The organism is Niabella digestorum, assembly GCF_036409055.1.
GTDB lineage: Bacteria > Bacteroidota > Bacteroidia > Chitinophagales > Chitinophagaceae > Niabella > Niabella composti.
This window is the reverse complement of sequence record NZ_JAZGLY010000002.1, coordinates 315,702-334,439: the sequence shown is the minus strand read 5'-3', so window position 1 is coordinate 334,439 and position 18,738 is coordinate 315,702. Positions and strand designations below refer to the sequence as shown.

21 protein-coding genes are annotated in these 18,738 nt (G+C 41.1%); 15 read left to right on the top strand and 6 right to left on the bottom strand.

Features of this window, described 5'->3' with window-relative positions; translation table 11 throughout:
- The first annotated feature begins 259 nt into the window (after nucleotides 1-259).
- The 6 genes from V2H41_RS04085 (at nucleotide 260) to V2H41_RS04060 (ending at nucleotide 5,357) form a co-directional block, all read left to right on the top strand.
- Nucleotides 260-1,531 carry a sigma-54 interaction domain-containing protein gene (locus V2H41_RS04085; RefSeq protein ID WP_330973854.1) on the top strand — a complete coding sequence of 424 codons (1,272 nt, stop codon included), beginning with the start codon at nucleotides 260-262 and terminating at the stop codon, nucleotides 1,529-1,531.
- Nucleotides 1,512-2,042 (top strand): LptE family protein, encoded by a 531-nt coding sequence (lptE, locus tag V2H41_RS04080; protein ID WP_330973853.1) that lies wholly within the window; start codon nucleotides 1,512-1,514, stop codon nucleotides 2,040-2,042. The genes V2H41_RS04085 and lptE overlap by 20 nt, the downstream gene beginning before the upstream one ends.
- 9 nt (nucleotides 2,043-2,051) lie before the next feature.
- Nucleotides 2,052-2,855 (top strand): hypothetical protein, encoded by an 804-nt coding sequence (locus V2H41_RS04075; RefSeq protein ID WP_330973852.1) that lies wholly within the window; start codon nucleotides 2,052-2,054, stop codon nucleotides 2,853-2,855.
- Entirely contained in the window at nucleotides 2,852-3,211 is a 360-nt protein-coding gene (secG, locus tag V2H41_RS04070; protein WP_330973851.1) for a preprotein translocase subunit SecG, read from the top strand. Before V2H41_RS04075 ends, secG begins: the two co-directional genes overlap by 4 nt.
- A 155-nt stretch (nucleotides 3,212-3,366) precedes the next feature.
- Entirely contained in the window at nucleotides 3,367-4,398 is a 1,032-nt protein-coding gene (gene mltG, locus V2H41_RS04065) for an endolytic transglycosylase MltG (RefSeq protein ID WP_330973850.1), read from the top strand.
- On the top strand, nucleotides 4,395-5,357 hold the full coding sequence (locus V2H41_RS04060) for a YihY/virulence factor BrkB family protein (protein WP_330973849.1): 963 nt from the start codon (nucleotides 4,395-4,397) through the stop codon (nucleotides 5,355-5,357). Before mltG ends, V2H41_RS04060 begins: the two co-directional genes overlap by 4 nt.
- Here V2H41_RS04060 and V2H41_RS04055 read toward each other — a convergent pair.
- The gene (locus V2H41_RS04055; protein ID WP_330973848.1) at nucleotides 5,354-5,944 is read right to left on the bottom strand and encodes a TrmH family RNA methyltransferase; all 591 of its coding nucleotides are present in this window, start codon (nucleotides 5,942-5,944) and stop codon (nucleotides 5,354-5,356) included. The genes V2H41_RS04060 and V2H41_RS04055 overlap by 4 nt on opposite strands.
- 133 nt (nucleotides 5,945-6,077) lie before the next feature.
- On the opposite strand from V2H41_RS04055, the gene V2H41_RS04050 reads away from it, so the two are divergent.
- From V2H41_RS04050 to V2H41_RS04040, 3 genes are read left to right on the top strand one after another with little or no spacing between them, the layout of a single operon-like run.
- The gene (locus V2H41_RS04050) at nucleotides 6,078-6,350 is read left to right on the top strand and encodes an acetyltransferase domain-containing protein (RefSeq protein ID WP_330973847.1); all 273 of its coding nucleotides are present in this window, start codon (nucleotides 6,078-6,080) and stop codon (nucleotides 6,348-6,350) included.
- A gap of 19 nt (nucleotides 6,351-6,369) precedes the next feature.
- Nucleotides 6,370-7,245: an acetyltransferase domain-containing protein gene (locus V2H41_RS04045; RefSeq protein WP_330973846.1), complete on the top strand. Its 876-nt coding sequence runs from the start codon at nucleotides 6,370-6,372 to the stop codon at nucleotides 7,243-7,245.
- 30 nt (nucleotides 7,246-7,275) lie between these two features.
- On the top strand, nucleotides 7,276-7,854 hold the full coding sequence (locus V2H41_RS04040) for a DUF4126 domain-containing protein (RefSeq protein WP_330973845.1): 579 nt from the start codon (nucleotides 7,276-7,278) through the stop codon (nucleotides 7,852-7,854).
- 29 nt (nucleotides 7,855-7,883) lie between these two features.
- Here V2H41_RS04040 and mnmC2 read toward each other — a convergent pair whose 3' ends face one another.
- Nucleotides 7,884-8,582 (bottom strand): tRNA (5-methylaminomethyl-2-thiouridine)(34)-methyltransferase MnmC2, encoded by a 699-nt coding sequence (gene mnmC2, locus V2H41_RS04035; RefSeq protein ID WP_330973844.1) that lies wholly within the window; start codon nucleotides 8,580-8,582, stop codon nucleotides 7,884-7,886.
- A 75-nt stretch (nucleotides 8,583-8,657) separates the two neighbouring features.
- Here mnmC2 and V2H41_RS04030 point away from each other — a divergent pair, with 75 nt between their 5' ends.
- Nucleotides 8,658-9,806, top strand: a complete 1,149-nt coding sequence (locus tag V2H41_RS04030; protein ID WP_330973843.1) for an aldose epimerase family protein — start codon at nucleotides 8,658-8,660, stop codon at nucleotides 9,804-9,806.
- 33 nt (nucleotides 9,807-9,839) lie between these two features.
- Here the strand turns inward: V2H41_RS04030 and tilS are convergent, their stop codons facing one another.
- Complete coding sequence (gene tilS, locus V2H41_RS04025) at nucleotides 9,840-11,162, bottom strand: tRNA lysidine(34) synthetase TilS (protein WP_330973842.1); 1,323 nt, start codon at nucleotides 11,160-11,162, stop codon at nucleotides 9,840-9,842.
- A gap of 14 nt (nucleotides 11,163-11,176) precedes the next feature.
- Nucleotides 11,177-11,488 carry a tetratricopeptide repeat protein gene (locus V2H41_RS04020; RefSeq protein ID WP_330973841.1) on the bottom strand — a complete coding sequence of 104 codons (312 nt, stop codon included), beginning with the start codon at nucleotides 11,486-11,488 and terminating at the stop codon, nucleotides 11,177-11,179.
- Nucleotides 11,489-11,622: 134 nt separating this feature from the next.
- Between V2H41_RS04020 and V2H41_RS04015 the strand changes: the two genes are divergently transcribed.
- From V2H41_RS04015 to ispE, 4 genes are all read left to right on the top strand, one after another.
- Complete coding sequence (locus tag V2H41_RS04015) at nucleotides 11,623-12,366, top strand: electron transfer flavoprotein subunit beta/FixA family protein (RefSeq protein ID WP_330973840.1); 744 nt, start codon at nucleotides 11,623-11,625, stop codon at nucleotides 12,364-12,366.
- A 24-nt stretch (nucleotides 12,367-12,390) separates the two neighbouring features.
- Complete coding sequence (locus V2H41_RS04010; RefSeq protein ID WP_330973839.1) at nucleotides 12,391-13,350, top strand: electron transfer flavoprotein subunit alpha/FixB family protein; 960 nt, start codon at nucleotides 12,391-12,393, stop codon at nucleotides 13,348-13,350.
- 89 nt (nucleotides 13,351-13,439) lie between these two features.
- Nucleotides 13,440-14,045, top strand: a complete 606-nt coding sequence (locus tag V2H41_RS04005; protein ID WP_330973838.1) for a bifunctional nuclease family protein — start codon at nucleotides 13,440-13,442, stop codon at nucleotides 14,043-14,045.
- Between the two features lie 42 nt (nucleotides 14,046-14,087).
- The gene (gene ispE, locus V2H41_RS04000) at nucleotides 14,088-14,900 is read left to right on the top strand and encodes a 4-(cytidine 5'-diphospho)-2-C-methyl-D-erythritol kinase (RefSeq protein ID WP_330973837.1); all 813 of its coding nucleotides are present in this window, start codon (nucleotides 14,088-14,090) and stop codon (nucleotides 14,898-14,900) included.
- A 65-nt stretch (nucleotides 14,901-14,965) separates the two neighbouring features.
- Here ispE and pnp read toward each other — a convergent pair whose 3' ends face one another.
- On the bottom strand, nucleotides 14,966-17,143 hold the full coding sequence (gene pnp / locus V2H41_RS03995; RefSeq protein ID WP_330973836.1) for a polyribonucleotide nucleotidyltransferase: 2,178 nt from the start codon (nucleotides 17,141-17,143) through the stop codon (nucleotides 14,966-14,968).
- 254 nt (nucleotides 17,144-17,397) lie between these two features.
- A complete protein-coding gene (gene rpsO / locus V2H41_RS03990; protein ID WP_330973835.1) occupies nucleotides 17,398-17,667 on the bottom strand; it encodes a 30S ribosomal protein S15 in 270 nt (89 codons plus the stop codon).
- A gap of 200 nt (nucleotides 17,668-17,867) precedes the next feature.
- Between rpsO and V2H41_RS03985 the strand changes: the two genes are divergently transcribed.
- A complete protein-coding gene (locus tag V2H41_RS03985; protein ID WP_330973834.1) occupies nucleotides 17,868-18,476 on the top strand; it encodes a MiaE family protein in 609 nt (202 codons plus the stop codon).
- The last annotated feature ends 262 nt before the right edge of the window (nucleotides 18,477-18,738 follow it).

Here is an 18,738-nt window from a genome sequence, read left to right as displayed (position 1 = left end):
TTTATTACACGGTATCTAATAATGAGCACGCGCATACGATGCGGTTGCCTGAACAGCAATCTGAAATAGGTTACAGCAAAGTCGTTTATAACAAAAGATATTGAAGAACGCTTAAAAATTTATAACGATACTTCTGCTCATAACAGCACCTTGAGGATATCTACAGGATGCATACGAACCTTACATCATGTAACCATGATGGCAAATATGAACAGTAAGTAGGTGTTAAAATTTTTCACTACAAAAAGGCATTGTACCAATGGATTTACAAAGCATCAAAAATCGGTTTGGCATTATTGGTAATTCGCCGGAGTTGAACTACGCTCTGGAAGTGGCCGTTCAGGTTGCAAGTACCGATCTTACGGTACTAATTATCGGCGAAAGCGGTGTAGGAAAGGAAGCGTTTTCTTCCATCATTCATTCCCTATCTCCCCGCAAACACAATCCCTTTATTGCCGTAAACTGTGGTGCTATACCGGAGGGAACAATCGATTCGGAACTATTTGGTCATGAAAAAGGTTCCTTTACAGGGGCTGTTGATGCTCGAAAAGGATATTTTGAAACTGTAAATGGCGGTACCATCTTTTTAGACGAGATAGGTGAAATGCCTTTGGGTACACAAGCTAGATTGCTGCGCGTACTGGAAGCCGGAGAATACATTCGGGTGGGTTCTAGTAAAGTACAAAAAACCAACGTACGTGTAGTAGCCGCTACAAATAAAGACTTGTTGCAACTGGTACAGCAGAATAAGTTTAGGGAAGACCTTTACTATCGATTGAGTACTGTACCCATTCGTGTCCCACCACTTTCCAGTCGTAAGGAAGATATCGTATTACTCTTTAGAAAGTTTGCGGCCGATTTTGCTGATAAATACAAAACACCTGCAGTACAGCTGACAGATGACGCTAAAGAGTTGCTACTCAACTATCCTTGGCCCGGTAATATTCGCGAACTGAAAAATATTGCCGAGCAAGTTTCTGTACTTGCAAAAGACAAGATTATAAGCGCTAAAGAACTGAGTCGCTATCTACAACCTTACTCATCCAACAGATTGCCGATGGTGATGCCCGGCAATACTCAGCAAGAGTTCCAAAACGAAAGAGAAATATTATATAAGCTTTTCTTTGACCTAAAAAAAGATGTAACCGAGCTTAAAAAAATGTTTATTGAAGTACTACAAAATCCGGCGCTTGCATCCCAAAGCTCTGCTCTAATGCAAAGCTTGCAGGATTTGAAAAGTAGTCACGATCCTTATCATCAGTTTCCGGCAGCACTGCAACTCGAAATGCATGCCCACATGCCAGATAGTCATGGACAGCAGCATGCGCCCATTACCATAGGCGTGGACCATAATATCCAGGAACATGAGGAGGTAGAAGAAAACCTGAATATCATGGATAAAGAAAAAGAACTCATCATTAAAGCTTTAAAGAAACATAATAGCAAAAGAAAAGATGCGGCCTTGGATCTAGGTATCAGTGAACGGACACTTTACAGAAAACTCAAGGAATATGATATTGAAGAATTATAAAAGATTATTGGTAGTTGCTTTAATTTTTGCAACCTTTTGCATCGGTTTTACGCAAAGTGGTTGTGGCATTTATAGATTTAAGGATGTGAGCATTCCCGACAGTGTGCGACTGGTAAAAATCAACCAGATACAAAACAAAGCATCTTATGTCAACCCACGTTTAGCACCTGCACTGACGGATAAATTACGTCAGAAAATCGTCAGCCAAACACGCATTGGCCAAACCAATGGAGATAATGCAGATTGGATTATCGACTGCACCATTACGAGTTATTCGTTTTCAACATCGGGTATTTCCAATCAGCAGGTAAATACCAACAGACTTAACGTAGGGGTGCATATTGAGGTGAAAGATAACCATACCCAAAAGATTATCGGTAAATATGACGTCTCCACTCCTTTTGATTATTCTGGCAGCATGAGCCTGCAGCAAGCCGAGCAGGCACTAGAGTCCCAAATGTTGCGGGATATTCCTGACGCCATATTTAACCGTATATTCTCAAACTGGTAATTTCGCAATATGAATCAACTGATCAATGTACTGGCAGATGCCGTGTTGTCCAAAAAATTGGATGCTTGCAGTGTAGAGGAATTGCAGGATCTGTCGGAAAAATATCCTTATTCTTCCGCATTACAACTATTGTATACACAAAAACTGAAAGAACAAAATAGTGATGCGCTCAATGAGCAGCTTCAAAAAACACTTTTGTATTATAAAAACCCTTTGTTTATCCATTATATTCTGAATGCCGAAACAAACAAGGCACAGACATCTTCAAACAAAACATACGATAAAGAGATAGCTCAAGAACTTGCAGCGGCTACACCGACTGCAGCTATATACACCGAAGAAGATGCCCCCGCAATATCAGAGATGGTACAGGAAGATGAAGGTGAGATTTCAATTCCAAAATTAAAAATTGAGCCCCTCGACCCTGCTACCGCACAGCTCGCCTTTACACCTTACCATACCATCGACTATTTTGCAGCAGAAGGCATTAAGCTGAACGATGAACAGAACCCTATAAAGGATCGCTTCAGCACACAGCTCAAAAGCTTTACCGATTGGATCAAGCAAATGAAGCGCCTGCCCGGTAGCTCCTATCAGACTAATATCACCGCTTTAGAAGAAAAAAAGATTGAAAAAATGGCAGCGCAATCGGTAAGCGGGGAAAATGCCGTTACGGAAGCCATGGCGGAAGTATGGATAAAACAGGGCAATAAAGAGAAAGCTATTGAGATATATAAGAAATTAAGTTTGCAAAATCCCCACAAAAACGCTTATTTTGCAGCCAAAATTGACTATTTAAAGAATTTAATATGACAGTTTTATTTGTTATACTGATTATACTTGCCGCAGTAATACTTGGCTTTATTATATTGATTCAGAACCCAAAAGGAGGTGGTCTCGCTGGTAATTTCGCTGGTGTAAGCAGTCAATTTATGGGTGTAAAACAGACAAACGATATTCTGGAAAGAGGTACTTGGATTTTTGCGGCTGTTATTGCACTTTTAAGTCTTTTGTCTACTTTCTTTATAGCTCCTTCGAGCGGCTCTAAAGGCAGATTGCAGGATATAGGAGGTGCCCCTGTGCAGCAATCAGCCCCTGCACCAACTCAATCTGCACCGGCAACTACTCTTCCAGCTCAAACAGCACCGGCCGCAGATTCGGGCAAATAATAGTAAAGCAGATTACAACTTCACATAATTATTTAACCTGCGTAAAATTTACGCAGGTTTTTTGTCTTTATCACCCACTGCGGAGCTCATTACCTTACTTTTGCTTTATATTCACTGCGGAAAATTCATTAGTTAACCCTTATCCACATATTACCTTGAAAAAGCTACTGAAGATATTCTTTATTACGATTGCAATACTTGTAGCATTTACAGCTTTCATATTCTTTGGGCCGGCGACCAACTCGCCTGAAGATGGCTTTCTTTATGTCAAAACTGGTACTACCATGCCCGAACTAGAGCGCCAGCTTGTAGACGAAGGCGTGTTGAAAAGTATACTATGGTTTAACCTTGCCAAAAAACTACTTCCCTTCGAAAAAGTAAAGCCTGGTAAATATAAAATTAGCGAAGGGATGAGTGTGGTAAACTTATTACGGATGCTACGCAATGGCCGCCAGCAGCCCGTAAACTTTGTAGTAACTAAAATTCGCACCAAAGAACAACTGGCAGCTCGGATGGGCAAACAGTTCGAATTTGATTCGCTTGCTGCGATTCAGTTCTTAAGTAGCAATGATTCGCTCAAAGACTATAATCTAGATAGTAATACAGTAATGGCGGCTGTATTACCGCTCACCTACGAAAATAGGTGGAATACCACACCCCGTGCAGTTTTTGAGAAGTTTTATAACGCTTATAAGATATTCTGGAACGATACCCGCAAGCAAAAAGCACAGGAAAAAGGCTTGTCGATAACAGAAGTCATTACCTTGGCATCCATCGTTGATGAGGAAACCAATGCAGAAAAAGAAAAGGGACTAATTGCAAGTGTCTATCTCAATCGTCTGGCAAAAGGGATGAAGCTGCAGGCAGACCCTACTGTAAAGTTTGCCTTAAAAAACTTTGGCATAAAACGGGTATTATTAAAACATCTCACAGCAGACTCTCCCTACAACACTTATAAAAATAAAGGTCTGCCGCCGGGTCCTATATGCACCCCGCAGGAATCTACTATAGATTCAGTTTTAAATGCACCGAAAACTGATTATATTTATTTTGTAGCGAGTCCTGCCTTTGACGGCACCCATGTTTTTGCAACAAACTATAACGATCATATGAATTACGCAAAAGCATATCAGCAGGCACTGAACGAGCGTTTTGGCAAACCATCAACCACTTCAGAAAATAAGTGAAGCAAAGAATAATAAATAAAATACAGAACTCACGTTTATGGCAAAAGCTGGTGGAGCACAGTCATCGCGAGAATCTACCGGGGTTCAAAAATGTTTCTTTATTCAATACGATTAAGAAATTCAGAGAACAGGTAGTATGGGATGATCTGCTAGAAAGGGCTTCGGCCATTTCCTTCAATTGTGCAATGGCTCTACCATCGATGATCCTATTTCTGTGTACATTAATTCCGATTATTGCCAAGCAGAACTTTATTGTGCAGCTGGACCTAGAAGGCCAATTATACGCATTCATAAAAGATGTGATACCGGACAAAAACAATTATGAACCGGTCCTCGAATTCATTTACAATATCATTAACGATCAACGCAGTGGGTTATTAATTCTGAGTATTGCGCTTTCCCTATTTTTTTCCTCCAATGCCATAATCGGCGTTATGAGGTCATTTGATAAAAATTATCCGGGCTTTACCAAGAGAAAGGGAATCAAAAAAAGACTAGTAGCCATCCGTATTACAGCCATGCTCTTTTTTCTGTTTATTATGTGCCTAGCCTTGTTGATAGCGCAACAGTCGGTATTAGAATGGCTTGGTATTAAAAATGAACTATTGGCTGCAGCACTGGGAAAAATAAGATGGGTGCTTATTTTTCTACTAGTATTTATTATCATCTCGTATATCTACAGGCATGTACCCTCCGTGCACGAGAAGTGGAATATTATTACACCAGGTTCGGTGCTAGCCACTTGCTTGGTAGTTATTTGTTCACTTATCTTCTCCTGGTATGTAAGTCAGTTTGGTACTTATAACAAATTGTATGGCTCCATCGGAACTATTATCGTAGTATTGGTATTAATCTTTTTAAACTCTGTCATTCTGTTAATCGGTTTTGAGCTCAATGCTATCATTTATACGATTTCACATACAAGAGACAATGAACTTGCTCCGGAGTTAAAAGATTAAGATTCTTCTTCGATCCCCCACTGCTTTTGTAGTTGCAGTTTATATTCGCAGTCATTTTCATGACCTTCATAGTGCCCGGCTAGTTTTTTCTGTCGGTAAGCCTCATAAAGACTTACTGCACATGCTACACTAATATTTAAGGACTTGATAATACCCACCTGAGGAATAATAAAATTGCCATCAGCATAAGCTAGAATTTCTTCACTCACTCCCGAATGCTCATTACCAAAAACCAAAGCTACACTTTGGGTAAGATTCATATCGTATAAATTCACGGAATCTTGTGCCAGATGCGTGGTATATATTTTCTCATAGCGCCGCCTTAACTCTTTAAAACATTCGTCGGCATCGGTATACTGGTGCACAGTAAGCCATTTTGCAGCGCTCGAACTACTTTTAGAGCCCCATCGCTTGTGTCGGGGGATTTTAGTATTCAACACAAAAACATCTTGCACACCCACCGCGTCGCAGGTACGCATTACTGCAGAAATATTATGAGGATCAAATACGTTCTCCAATACTACCGCTAGATTGGGTTGTCTTTTTGCAATCACGCTTTTGAGCCTTGTAAGTCTTTCTTCAGTCATACGCTTATAAAAACTGGACAATAATACGAATTGAAAACGCTATATCCCGTAAAGTTGCAACTATTTTTTTATGAGAACAGGTTTTCACCGTAATTTTAGTTTTACTAAAACTAATTTTATTAAAACCTTTGTTATGCACCACCCTCACCGTATTCCCTCTATCGACATTGTACGCGGACTTGTCATGGTAATCATGGCCCTCGACCACACAAGAGATTTAATCCACACAGAAGCATTGAAAGGCGACCCCACCACTATTCCCGGAGTAAGTGCTGGACTGTTTTTCACACGCTGGGTTACACATCTATGTGCGCCAACTTTTGTGTTTCTTTCCGGTGTATCGGCGTGGCTTTCTTACCAGAAATCTCAAAACGCTACTGCAACGCGACGTTTTTTTATTCAGTAGAGGTATCTGGCTGCTTATTTTGGAATTTACTATAGTAGGTTTTGGTATTTGGTTCGATATACAGTTTCGCACATTAATGTGGCAGGTAATAGCAGCTATAGGGTTTGGCTTCTTAATACTTAGCCTTTGCTTTACCCTACGTCCGAAAACTATATTAATAATAGCCATAATCGGCATGCTGTTATTAAATACGTTGGCAGTATTGCCTCAACAAACTATGCAGCTACCTGTGTGGGCGCAGGCGTTTATTAGTGTTCAGGTTTTCCCCTTTAGTCCAGATCGTCTTTTAATCATTAGCTACCCTCCGCTCTCGTGGGCATTAATAATACTATTGGGATATGGTGCCGCTCCATATTTCAAGCAAGCAGCCAACATTCGCTCTTCGTTTTTTCTAAAAACAGGTATCATCTTATTGATGATATTTATTGCATTACGCTTTATTAATAAATTCGGAGACCCTCAGCTGTGGAGTACGCAGGAAGAGCTAGCAGGCACAATTACGTCTTTTGTGAATGTAAGTAAGTATCCTCCCTCCTTGCAGTTTTTATGTTGTATGTTGGGACTAATGTTTGTGCTGCTTTATATATTTGAAAAAAATCAGAATAAATTTTCTAATATACTTCGTGTGTATGGCACAGTACCACTATTCTATTATATCATACACTGGTACGTGATTCACCTGTTGCTTTTTGCCATTCTCTTTGCGCAGGGATTTGGCATCGCAGATTTTAATTTTCGTCTCAATTTCGGAAGGCCTGATGCACCTAACGGCCTACTGCTCTGGGGCGTATATATAATATGGGTGCTTGTAGTAGTAGTTCTATACCCGATTTGCACCCAATACAGTCGTTATAAACACACCCATCCCGAAAAAAAGATGCTACGTTATTTGTAGCTTTATCCATCATCAAATAATCTATGAGCCATGCAATTCGATATCCAAACTATTACAGCCGCTGCATTAGGAATCGCTTTAGCGGCTTGTTGCGGTTTCAGAGTGTTTGTTCCCATGTTAATAGCAGGGCTCGCCGCAAAATTCAATCTCTTTCAATTTTCAGAAAGCTTTGCATGGTTAGCAACAACTCCGGCACTTATTGCTCTAGGCGTAGCAACCCTATTTGAAATAGCAGGGTATTATATCCCCTTTATTGACAATATACTGGATACCATCGCCACTCCTCTTGCCGCTATTGCTGGCACTATACTGGCAGCCTCCGTCTTCCCTATAAATAGTGAATGGATGAGGTGGATCATGGGCATCATAGCAGGAGGAGGTAGTGCCGGGCTTATTGCTGCAGGCACAGGATTGATGCGTTTATTCAGCAGTAAAACCACTCTTGGAACAGGAAATGCAGTGGTAGCTACAACTGAAAATACGGCCGCAGTGGGAGGCAGTATTCTGGCATTTATTATTCCGGTGATTATGGCCGTATTGTTTTTGTTATTCATTCTTTGGATTATAAAAAAACTGGTGAAACGGCTTAGTGGCAATTCCTCTTCCTAATTAAATACTATTACACATTTAGAGCCCTACTATTCTTTAATCGCTCTAATAACTTCTCTCTTACCGGGTGGACCAGGAAGCTTAACAACTGTAAACCCAGCCTGGTGCAGTGCTCTGCGCACAACGCCTTTCGAACAATAAGTCACCAATACACCTCCAGGGTTTAATGCTTCATATATTTTGGTATATACATGCTGTACCCACATCTCAGGCTGATCTTCGGGAGCAAAAGCATCGAAATAAACGACATCAACTTTTACTTTGAAAGTATAATCCAACAAGTCGCTTTTACTTTTATGTAATCTAAAAAACGGAGACACATACAACAACTGCTCCCAACCCGTCTGCATAATTATTTTATACAACTCAGGCTCTCCAAGCAATTCCGGATAATTCAGTCGGGAGTAGATTTCCACAGGCAAGGGATATAAATCTACCGCGTGGTAATGTACATCTATTCGGTTTTGAGTAGCTGCAATAGCGGTAAGCAAAGCATTTAGACCGGTACCAAAGCCCACTTCAAAAACCGTTAGCTTTTTGCTACTAGGCTGCTGCTGGAGCCAATAAAGGAATCCATTATCCAAAAAAACATGGCGGGATTCTCGCAGTGCACCTTTTGTGGAATGAAAAGTTACATCAGTATTACCCACCCTAACGGAATGGCTACCGTCATCTGTCATAAAAATCTCATATGTCCTGCCTACTTCTTGCAATTGTTTTTCCGTCATTTGCTCGGTTATAATTAATTAAATATATTGCAATGCTAAATTGAGCTACTTTAAAATTCTAAAATCAGCGCCAATATGAAAAAATTTTTTTTACTATTTGCTCTTGCACCCTCTGTTTTATTTATTTCCTGTAAATCTGCGAACAATAACGAAAAAGATACAGCCGGTGAAGAGGAAACCTCCTATCAGCTTGCATCCGATGAAGCTTTTAAAGATACTCTCGATGGCAAACAAGTGAGCATCTACTACTTACGCAACTCAGGTATTGAAGCGGCCGTTACCAATTTTGGCGGACGTCTCATAAATCTGATGGTACCGGACAAAGACGGTAAAATGGTGGACGTGGTAATTGGTCCTGAAAATTTCAATGATATGGTAAAAACCAATGACTACTTTGGCGCTACCATCGGCCGTTACGGCAACCGTATTGCCAACGGAGAATTTACACTGGATGGAGTAACCTATAAACTTCCGAAAAATAATGGTCGCAACAATCTCCACGGTGGTCCCAAAGGATTCCACAATCAAGTATGGGATGCTGTACAACCGAACGACAGCACTTTAGAGCTCTCCTATCTGTCGAAGGACGGAGAAATGGGATTCCCGGGCAATCTGCAAGCCAAAGTAGTTTATACACTCACCTCTAACGGTGAAATGAAAATCGAATACGAAGCTACAACCGACAAACCTACTGTTTGCAATCTTACCAACCATACTTACTTTAATCTAAACGGCGGTGGTACCATTAATAACCACCTGCTGCAAATCAATGCCGATGAATACACTCCTGTAGATTCTACATTGATTCCTTTAGGTGAATTAGCTCCGGTAAAAGGAACTCCGTTTGATTTTACCACTCCTACAGCTATTGGTGCTCGCGTGGATGAAGACAACGAGCAGTTAAAATACGGCTTGGGTTATGACCACAACTTTGTAGTAAAAGGTGAAGCAAACACCCTGCGTCAAGCTGCTAAAGTAACCGGCGACCTTTCCGGCATAACCATGGAAATTTTTAGCACCGAACCTGGCATACAATTCTATGGTGGCAACTTCATGAAAGGTACTAAGCCTATGAAGAGAGGTACTAAAGATGAATATAGAACTGCATTCTGTTTGGAACCTCAGCACTTCCCCAATTCACCGAATGTCCCATCTTATCCCAGCACCACATTAAGACCTGGTGAAGTTTATAAAACCGTTAGCGTGTATAAATTCAGCAAATAAGCGGTGAAATAAAATAAAACATTTTCAAACAAACTACTTCCATTCTAATCTTAATACGGAAGTAGTTTGTTTTTTTATCTTAAAGCGATCGTCAATCCTATAGCCTACCACCCATATAATTTTCTTATTCATTTCCACTACCCATACTTTCTCTTTATCGGCCATAGAAAGTTTATTATCGATAAAAAAACGCGACAACTTTTTCTTTTTGGGCATACCCAATGGATAGAAATAATCTCCCGTTCTCCAAGGTCGCAACAAGAGTGGGAATTGAATGGCAGAGGCGTCAATACAAGCTACTTTAGGATCTGTAGGAATAGCTGTAGCATCTGTATGCTTAACAGAGAGTGTACCGTTTGCAAAAACATAATTGCCAGGCTGTTCTATTACTACAGGAGAACTGGACACTTCCTGCAGACGGGACAAAATCAGATGTTTTCTATCCCTTAGAATGCGATGTGTGGAAGATAATACGTATTTGCCCGATTCGCTGTATAGCAACCCAAGAATATCGGGAAGTTGGGCAGGCTTAAAATCATAAGGCCTCAATAGTTCGAGTAGAATTGTTTGTACTGCCGGAGTTTTCTGCAATAAAAGGACGGGGATGTATATATCCTCGCCGTTTTGTTGCAGCAGCTTTTTTCGATACTGCGCTATTGCATGCTGATAAAGAATTTCAGCCTCTTTGAAACGCTCAATGTTATCTAAAAGATTATCCTGCACCTCAGGATACTTTTGAGCTATAAGCGGCAATATGGTATTTCTGAAAAAATTTCGGGTATAATCATTACTCAGGTTACTGTTATCTTGTACAAATGATAATCCCTCAGCTTGCTGAAAATCTTCAAGATCTTTTCTTTTAGCAAATAATAATGGACGGAGAATTTTTCCATTTCTCGGCTTCATACCGCTCACACCTCTGATACCCGTACCCCGAAAGAAATTCATAAGCACAGTTTCGATATTATCATCTGCATGATGAGCAGTTACTATAAAATCATAATCATTTTCTGCTCTCACCTTTTCAAACCAATCGTAACGTAGTATCCTAGCAGCTTCTTGTGTTGCGTATTTATGTTCGGCGGCGAATGCTTTAGTATCAAATCGCACACTGTAAAAAGGACGTTGCAACCGTTCTGCCAGTTCTTTTACAAAAGCCTCATCTCTATCGCTCTCTTCTCCTCTTAGCTGAAAATTGCAGTGGGCTATTCCAAAATTAAAACCACATATATGACATAGCTTACATAGCACCACCGAGTCTACGCCGCCACTCACTGCAAGCAATAGTTTATTCTTTTTATTGAAAAGATTTTCTTTGTATATGTATTGTAAAAATCGTTCGGGCAGCCCCTGCATGTTCTTTTATTTTATTAATAAGTCAAATCTTCGTAAGCACTTCTTAGCTCTGAGTATGCATGTTGCTCTCCTAATCGCTGTGCAACAGCCATACCTTGTTCATAGACTCGTATAGCATCCTGCTCAGCCCCTTGTCTTTCGTATAGCTTGGCAAGATGATAATAACTGCCTACATAATCAGGGTTGGCCTCTAACAAGGTTACAAAAGTTTTTTTTGCTAACTCCTCCTCACCTGCCTTGATGTATTCCAAAGCCAATGCATGTTGCAAAAAACTATCGGCGGGGTTCTCCTTCAGCATGGCTTTAATTTGCTCGATTTTCGACATGTTCTACAACTTTTTTGATAGGTCTTCCTCCTCACAAAACTTTACCCAAATCAATCTTCGGTCGGACCTTTTTTTAATATATTTCATTAACTTCGTTTTATTAGTTGCATAAGCAACTTTTTAAAACGATCTATATGAAAATCCTAGTATGCATCAGTAAAACACCGGATACCACAGCAAAAATAGCTTTCACCGATAATAACACGAAATTTGATACTAACGGTGTACAGTGGATCATCAATCCCAACGACGAATACTACGCTTTGGTGCGTGCGATAGAATTGAAAGAAGCGGATCCTTCCGTTACCATTCATCTAATTGCTGTAGGAGCTGCTGATACAGATGCCATCATACGTAAAGCATTGGCGCTGGGTGGGGATGAGGCTATTCGCGTAAATACTGAAAGCGGGGACAGCTACGTAATTGCTTCGCAAATAGCCCAGGTGGCTAAAGAAGGTAATTACGATCTCATTTTTACCGGAAAAGAAACCATCGATTATAATGGCAGCTCTGTAGGTGGCATGATTGCCGAACTATTAGATTTGCCCTATATCTCTCTGGCTACAAAATTTGAACTGAACGGCACCACCGCTACCGTAACCAGAGAAATTGAAGGTGGTGAAGAAGTGTGCGAGGTAAACCTACCCTTGGTAGTAAGCTGTAATAAAGGTATGGCCGAGCAACGCATTCCCAACATGAGAGGTATTATGGCGGCTCGTACCAAACCGCTAAAGGTTGTAGAACCCATTGCCGTAGAGGCGTTAACCTCGGTAACCTCATTCAGTGTACCGCCTCCCAAGTCAGGCGTTAAATTGGTTCCTGCCGACAATGTAGAAGAGCTGGTAAGACTTTTAAAAGAGGAGGCCAAAGTAATCTAACCTGTCACCCTTAAAATCTTTCTTATGTCAGTACTTATATTTATCGATATAGCCGAAGACGGCAGTGTAAAAAAGTCATCTCTAGAAGCACTCACTTACGGTGCACATGTAGCTCAACAATTGAACGTTGCTGCAGTAGGTGCCGTACTCGCCCCTACCAATGCTGATATGGCGGCGCTTGGTAAATACGGCATACAGAAAATTTATCAGGTAAACCATGAAGCATTACAACAGTTCGATGCCCAGGCATATACTAAAGTGCTGGCACAAATTGTAGAACAGGTGCAGGCTTCCGTTATCGTATTTTCTCATAATAACAACGGAAAAGCAATCGCACCCCGGCTCTCTGCAAGACTGAAAGCGGGATTGGTAGCGGGTGCCGTAGACTTGCCCGACACTGCAAACGGATTTGTAGTGAAGAAAAGTGTCTTCTCCGGTAAAGCTTTTGCAGCAGTAAGCGTAACCACGCCTATAAAAATCATTTCCCTTAATCCCAATTCTTATAAAACCGAAATCGCCGAGGGCTCGGCCGAAGTTGTGACCTTCGATGCCACAGTAGATGCACCCAAAGTAAAAGTCATCAATATCAATAAACAAACCGATGAAATATCACTTTCTGAGGCTGAGATTGTAGTAAGTGGCGGTCGTGGGATGAAAGGCCCCGAGAACTGGGGAATTCTGGAAGACTTAGCGAAAGAATTGAATGCGGCATTAGCCTGCAGCCGTCCCGTCGCTGATGCTCACTGGCGTCCACATCACGAACACGTAGGACAAACTGGTGGCGCCATTGCTCCTAATCTGTATATCGCTGTGGGTATTTCAGGTGCGATTCAACACTTGGCAGGCGTAAACCGCAGTAAGGTTATCGTAGTCATCAATAAGGATCCCGAAGCTCCTTTCTTCAAAGCGGCCGATTATGGTATCGTCGGAGATTTATTTGAAGTAGTTCCCAAATTAACCGAAGCCATCAGGAAATCCAAGTAGACATAAGTTTTTAACAGATATTGAATAAAGCTTTAGGAGCCGCACATTAGCATTTTAAAGCAAAAATGCTTAGTTTCGTGCTTCGGTTTATGAAAAAAATAGAACTTGAAGTTTTTGCACTTTCCCATAGTATTACTCAAACACATTCGTACGCAGTAGTGTTGGGAGAGGTAAACGGATTGCGAAGATTGCCTATAGTGATAGGTGCTTTTGAAGCTCAGGCTATTGCCGTTGCCTTAGAAAAAATGACTCCCAGCCGTCCCCTTACGCACGATTTGATGAAAAATTTCATGCTGGCATTCTCTATTGATTTGCATGAAATTATTATTTCCGACTTACAGGAAGGTATTTTCTTCAGCAAACTCATCTGTTCTTCTGAAAACGAAACCATCGAAATAGATAGTCGTACATCCGATGCCATAGCACTGGCTGTAAGATTCGGTTGTCCTATTTACACATATGAACATATATTGAATGCCGCCGGTATTGTGATGGATGATAAAGGCAAAATCACTCCTACAGCAGATCAAGAACCTACTACCACCGATGCTGGAGGGGACGATGATACCGAAGACCTTAAAAGAATGAGCGTAGAAGAGCTGAACAGGCTGCTAGAAGAAGTGCTGGAAAACGAAGATTATATCAAAGCCATAGCCATTCGCGATGAGCTGAACAACCGGAAAAAGAAAAAATAAAAGCTGGCTTTTATTATCTAAAATTCATATCCCTACATTACCTTGGTTGTTTTCTCTAATTGTAAAATAAATATCGGTTTATACATCACTGAAAAAAGAGCAGACGGGTATCATAATTTGGAAACCGTATTTCTGCCGCTGCCACTTTATGATGTACTGGAGCTTCACGATGCTTCCCATACCCGCATTACTGTTTTAGGGCAACTTATTCCGTGCAGTACAGAAGATAACATTGTATACAAAGCCTACCGACTTTTAAAGCAGGACTTCCCTAACCTCCCCGAAGTGCATTTTCATCTACTGAAAAATATTCCTGCAGGTGCAGGACTCGGAGCAGGAAGTGCAAATGGAGCTCATGCATTGATAGCTTTAAACCGAAAATTCGAATTAAACCTCAGCGAAGGGCAGTTGATCGCTTATGCTGCTGCATTGGGCAGCGATTGTCCTTTTTTTATCAAAAACAGTCCTTGCTTTGCCTCCGGTCGTGGCGAGCAGTTAGAGCCGCTTACTCTTGACCTATCAGCCTATCAACTTATCATTGTCAATCCAGGTATTCATATCTCCACACCATATGCATTTAGCCTCATTCGCCCAACACCTGCCCCTGTAAATTTGAAAGAAGTCATTACACTTCCTGTTGAAAAATGGCGCGACACTATTATTAATGATTTTGAAGAGGCCATCATAAAGGAGCATCCCGAAATTGAAGTAATAAAGAATAGATTATATGCTGCAGGGGCTGATTTTGCTTTAATGAGTGGCAGTGGGAGTACAGTATACGGATTATTTAAAAAAGACCAAGAAATTGTCACCGACTTTCCCGCACACTATTACGTAAAGCAACTGGCACTCTAAATTATTAGCTGTGATGAAAAGGAAATAAAAAAGCCTCCCTGTGGGGAGGCTTATATCACACATAATTAATTATGGTCTTTGTTGTTGCCGTTATTATGAGGCGGTTTTCTTTCAGGTCGGGGAATCAGCGCTTTTCTGGAAAGCTTGAATTTACCTGATTTAGGATCTGTACCAATAAGTTTCACTTTCATGGCGTCGCCTTCTTTTACGATACCATCTAATGACTCAAGGCGTTTCCAGCTAATTTCACTGATGTGCACCAAACCTTGTTTACCTGGCAGAAACTCCACAAACACTCCAAAGGGCACTACAGAAACTACGGTAGCATTGTATACATCGCCCACTACAGGTACCGCAACGATACCTTTAATCCAGTCTTCCGCTTTGATTACAGCATCTTTGTCAACACCAAAAATGCTGATCTCGCCCATATTGTTTACTTCTTCTACGTTAATCGTAGTTCCGGTTTCGCGCTGAATTTCCTGAATCACTTTACCGCCTGGGCCAATCACCGCTCCAATGAATTCTTTATCGATAAACATCTTCACAACACGTGGTGCGTGCGGTTTCACATCCGGTCTAGCTTCCGGAATAGCTTTGTACATATGCTCCAGAATATGGAGTCGGCCACGTCTTGCCTGTTCCAGTGCCTCACGCATTACATCCATGGAAAGACCATCTACTTTAATATCCATCTGTACTCCACAAATACCATCGCGAGTACCTGTTACTTTAAAGTCCATATCTCCGAGATGGTCTTCATCGCCTAGGATATCACTGAGAATCGCATATTTATCACCTTTGGTAATTAATCCCATAGCAATACCCGCTACGTGCTTAGGAAGTGGCACCCCGGCGTCCATCAACGCCAACGAACCTGCACATACTGTAGCCATTGAAGAAGAACCGTTTGACTCAAGGATATCACTTACTACACGCACGGTATACCCAAACTCAGCCTCGGAGGGCATCATTTGTTTTAACGAACGCATAGCCAGATTACCGTGACCGACTTCTCTACGGCCGGGACCACGCATCATTTTTACTTCACCGGTAGAGAACGGAGGGAAATTATAGTGCAGAATGAATTTCGAATATTTAGAAGAAGCGGCAGTTTCGATAAGCAGTTCGTCCAATCCAGTTCCGAGGGTTACTGTAGTAAGCGACTGAGTTTCACCACGGGTGAATAATGCTGATCCGTGGGGCGAAGGCAGTACATCTACCTCCATATCCAGCGGACGAATTTCATCTAACGCGCGACCGTCCAAACGAATACGGTCGTCCAAAATCATATCCCTTACCACATCATACTGCAAATCGTGGAAGTATTTATGTACCAGTTTACGCTCTACATCGGTAAAGGGATTTTCTTCGGTAGCTTCCGCTTCGAGTTTTGCCGCAATTTCTTCCTCCAGCAGCTTAAATCTTTCGGTTCTATCTTGCTTGGATAAGCGGCCTTTGGCTATTTCTTTTACCTTATCGGTTCCGTAGGCATATACCTTTTCGCGAATCGCTTCGTTATTAACCGGTTTAGTATATTCTCTTTTGCCGCTAACACCTTTAAGAGCTCTCAGTTCTTCCTGAGCCTTAATTTGAACTTTGATCGCTTCGTGTGCTATACCTAGCGCTTCGATGAGGTCGGCTTCGGAGCATTCTTCCGATTCACCTTCTACCATTAGCAGATTTTTTTCGGTAGCAGCTACGATAAAGTCCATATCAGCGTTTTCCATTTCGGAACGCGTAGGATTGATCTTAAACGCTCCGTCGATACGGGCTACACGTACTTCACTGATCACTTCTTTGATAGGTACATCTGACACTGCTAGCGCAGCTGAAGCAGCCAGACAGGCCAATGCATCTGGTAATACTTCTGGATCACTACTAATAAGCGTTACCAGCACCTGCACTTCACAAAAATAATCTTCAGGGAAGAGGGGTCTTAAAGCACGGTCAATAAGTCTTGAAATCAATACCTCATAATCACTTAGCTTACCCTCGCGCTTGAAGAATGAACCCGGAATGCGGCCGGCAGAAGCAAATTTTTCTTGATAATCTACTGTTAGTGGGAAAAAGTCTTGTCCTTCTCTTGGTTCCTTATTGGCCACTACGGTCGCCAGCAGAATACATTTCCCCATACGCACCGTAACCGAACCATCTGCCTGACGCGCAAGACGACCCGTTTCTATTGTGATTTCGCGGCCATCGCCGAGATCGAAAGTTTTTCTGATTGGTTGTTGTAACATAAACTCGATTTTGAAAAATTTTTAACAATGGTGTAAGCTATTTTGATTTTACACCCCCCTCTTGGGGAACATCGCACATTTGTCTAATAAATAAAAATAAGTAATCAGGCACAAAAGTATAAGTCTTAAAAAAAAGTATTCCCAACATTTTTTGATGTTGGGAATACCAATATGATCAGCTTGAAATTTACCAAAACAAAATATCAAACCCCAGGATAAACAACCAGTTTCCCAACGTCAAACGAATTGGGAAATTATTTTCTTAATCCCAGCTTTTCAATCAAAGCACGATAACCTTCCAGATTATGCTTTTGTAAATAAGCCAAGAATCTTTTACGTCTTCCCACCAACTGCATCAAACCGCGGTGTGAAGAGTAATCTTTCTTGTTCTGTTTAAGATGTGCACTGATTTGGCTAATACGCTCAGTTAATTGTGCGATTTGGCCCTCGATAGAACCTGTATTAGTGGCGCTTCCACCAAATTCTTCAAAAATCTTTGCGTTTCTTTCTTTTGTAAGTGGCATACTGTCTTTTTTAAAAGGTCATCCTGTTTTGTATCCTGTCGTTTAAGGCGGCAAAGGTAGGAAAAATTTTGAAATACATGCATCTTTTTTTTCAGGCTTTTGTAGAATTCATACCAAAATTTCTTCGCTCTTTTACCTTATACCTTTGAAGCAACTGATTATCATCTTAATCTTCAGATATAAATGATATTTTTGCCCTCATGGATTTGAGTCAGGATACTAAAAATATTTTGGGGTTACAACTACCCACAGATCCCCGCTGGGTTAATCTGGCCGAAATTTCGTTGGAGGCCATTCTTACAGATCATGCTTACTGCGAGCAAAAAGCCGCCACCAGTTGTATCTCCCTCATACAAAGATACAGTGATAAGGAAAAACTAGTGATAGAATTAGCCCCTATTGTCACCGAAGAATGGGGCCATTTTAGGCTCGTATTACAGGAAATTCACAAACGTGGGCTGAAACTGGGCAAGCAAAGAAAAGACGAATATGTAAATGCACTCATTGATTTTCAATCAAAAGGAGGACACCCGGACGATCGTTTTCTTGATCAATTGCTGACCATGGCCATGATTGAAGCGCGCAGCTGCGAACGTTTTAAAAGATTAAGTGAGGGATTGAACGATCCTTATCTGGCCAAATTTTACCGTCGTTTTATGGAAAGCGAGGCAGGACATTATACTCTTTTTATTGATCTGGCCGAAACCTATCTTCCTAAGGAAAAAGTTCGCAAACGCTGGGCCGAATGGCTAGAGCACGAAGTAGAGATCATGAAGCAATTGGAAATTAGAGGAGATAGAATACATTAATAAGCATTATACATTATTATGTAGGTAAGCCCCTTGTTAGAAATCTGACAAGGGGTTATTATTATTTTAAAAGTATTAGCACCGTCCCTACTTGACAAAACTCTGCTGATATCCATCCCTCTTCCCTATAGAACATACAGCGTATCTCACATTTCAGAATTATTAGCTACTCATAAGCAAACTAAAAGAACCTTACAAATAAATGAGTTACAATAAAAAAGGTAATACACTCCCACTAAGTTAATAAAAATTTTAAAAAGTT

Bases quoted from the DNA above. Each gene is read 5' to 3' on its own strand.
- V2H41_RS04075 (WP_330973852.1), top strand. From the start codon at position 2,052: ATGAATCAACTGATCAATGTACTGGCAGATGCCGTGTTGTCCAAAAAA.
- V2H41_RS04015 (WP_330973840.1), top strand. From the start codon at position 11,623: ATGAAAATCCTAGTATGCATCAGTAAAACACCGGATACCACAGCAAAA.
- V2H41_RS04030 (WP_330973843.1), top strand. From the start codon at position 8,658: ATGAAAAAATTTTTTTTACTATTTGCTCTTGCACCCTCTGTTTTATTT.
- V2H41_RS04055 (WP_330973848.1), bottom strand. From the start codon at position 5,944: ATGACTGAAGAAAGACTTACAAGGCTCAAAAGCGTGATTGCAAAAAGA.
- pnp (WP_330973836.1), bottom strand. From the start codon at position 17,143: ATGTTACAACAACCAATCAGAAAAACTTTCGATCTCGGCGATGGCCGC.
- V2H41_RS04050 (WP_330973847.1), top strand. From the start codon at position 6,078: ATGCACCACCCTCACCGTATTCCCTCTATCGACATTGTACGCGGACTT.
- V2H41_RS04020 (WP_330973841.1), bottom strand. From the start codon at position 11,488: ATGTCGAAAATCGAGCAAATTAAAGCCATGCTGAAGGAGAACCCCGCC.
- mnmC2 (WP_330973844.1), bottom strand. From the start codon at position 8,582: ATGACGGAAAAACAATTGCAAGAAGTAGGCAGGACATATGAGATTTTT.
- tilS (WP_330973842.1), bottom strand. From the start codon at position 11,162: ATGCAGGGGCTGCCCGAACGATTTTTACAATACATATACAAAGAAAAT.
- V2H41_RS04005 (WP_330973838.1), top strand. From the start codon at position 13,440: ATGAAAAAAATAGAACTTGAAGTTTTTGCACTTTCCCATAGTATTACT.
- secG (WP_330973851.1), top strand. From the start codon at position 2,852: ATGACAGTTTTATTTGTTATACTGATTATACTTGCCGCAGTAATACTT.
- V2H41_RS04010 (WP_330973839.1), top strand. From the start codon at position 12,391: ATGTCAGTACTTATATTTATCGATATAGCCGAAGACGGCAGTGTAAAA.
- V2H41_RS03985 (WP_330973834.1), top strand. From the start codon at position 17,868: ATGGATTTGAGTCAGGATACTAAAAATATTTTGGGGTTACAACTACCC.
- V2H41_RS04085 (WP_330973854.1), top strand. From the start codon at position 260: ATGGATTTACAAAGCATCAAAAATCGGTTTGGCATTATTGGTAATTCG.
- V2H41_RS04040 (WP_330973845.1), top strand. From the start codon at position 7,276: ATGCAATTCGATATCCAAACTATTACAGCCGCTGCATTAGGAATCGCT.
- lptE (WP_330973853.1), top strand. From the start codon at position 1,512: ATGATATTGAAGAATTATAAAAGATTATTGGTAGTTGCTTTAATTTTT.
- rpsO (WP_330973835.1), bottom strand. From the start codon at position 17,667: ATGCCACTTACAAAAGAAAGAAACGCAAAGATTTTTGAAGAATTTGGT.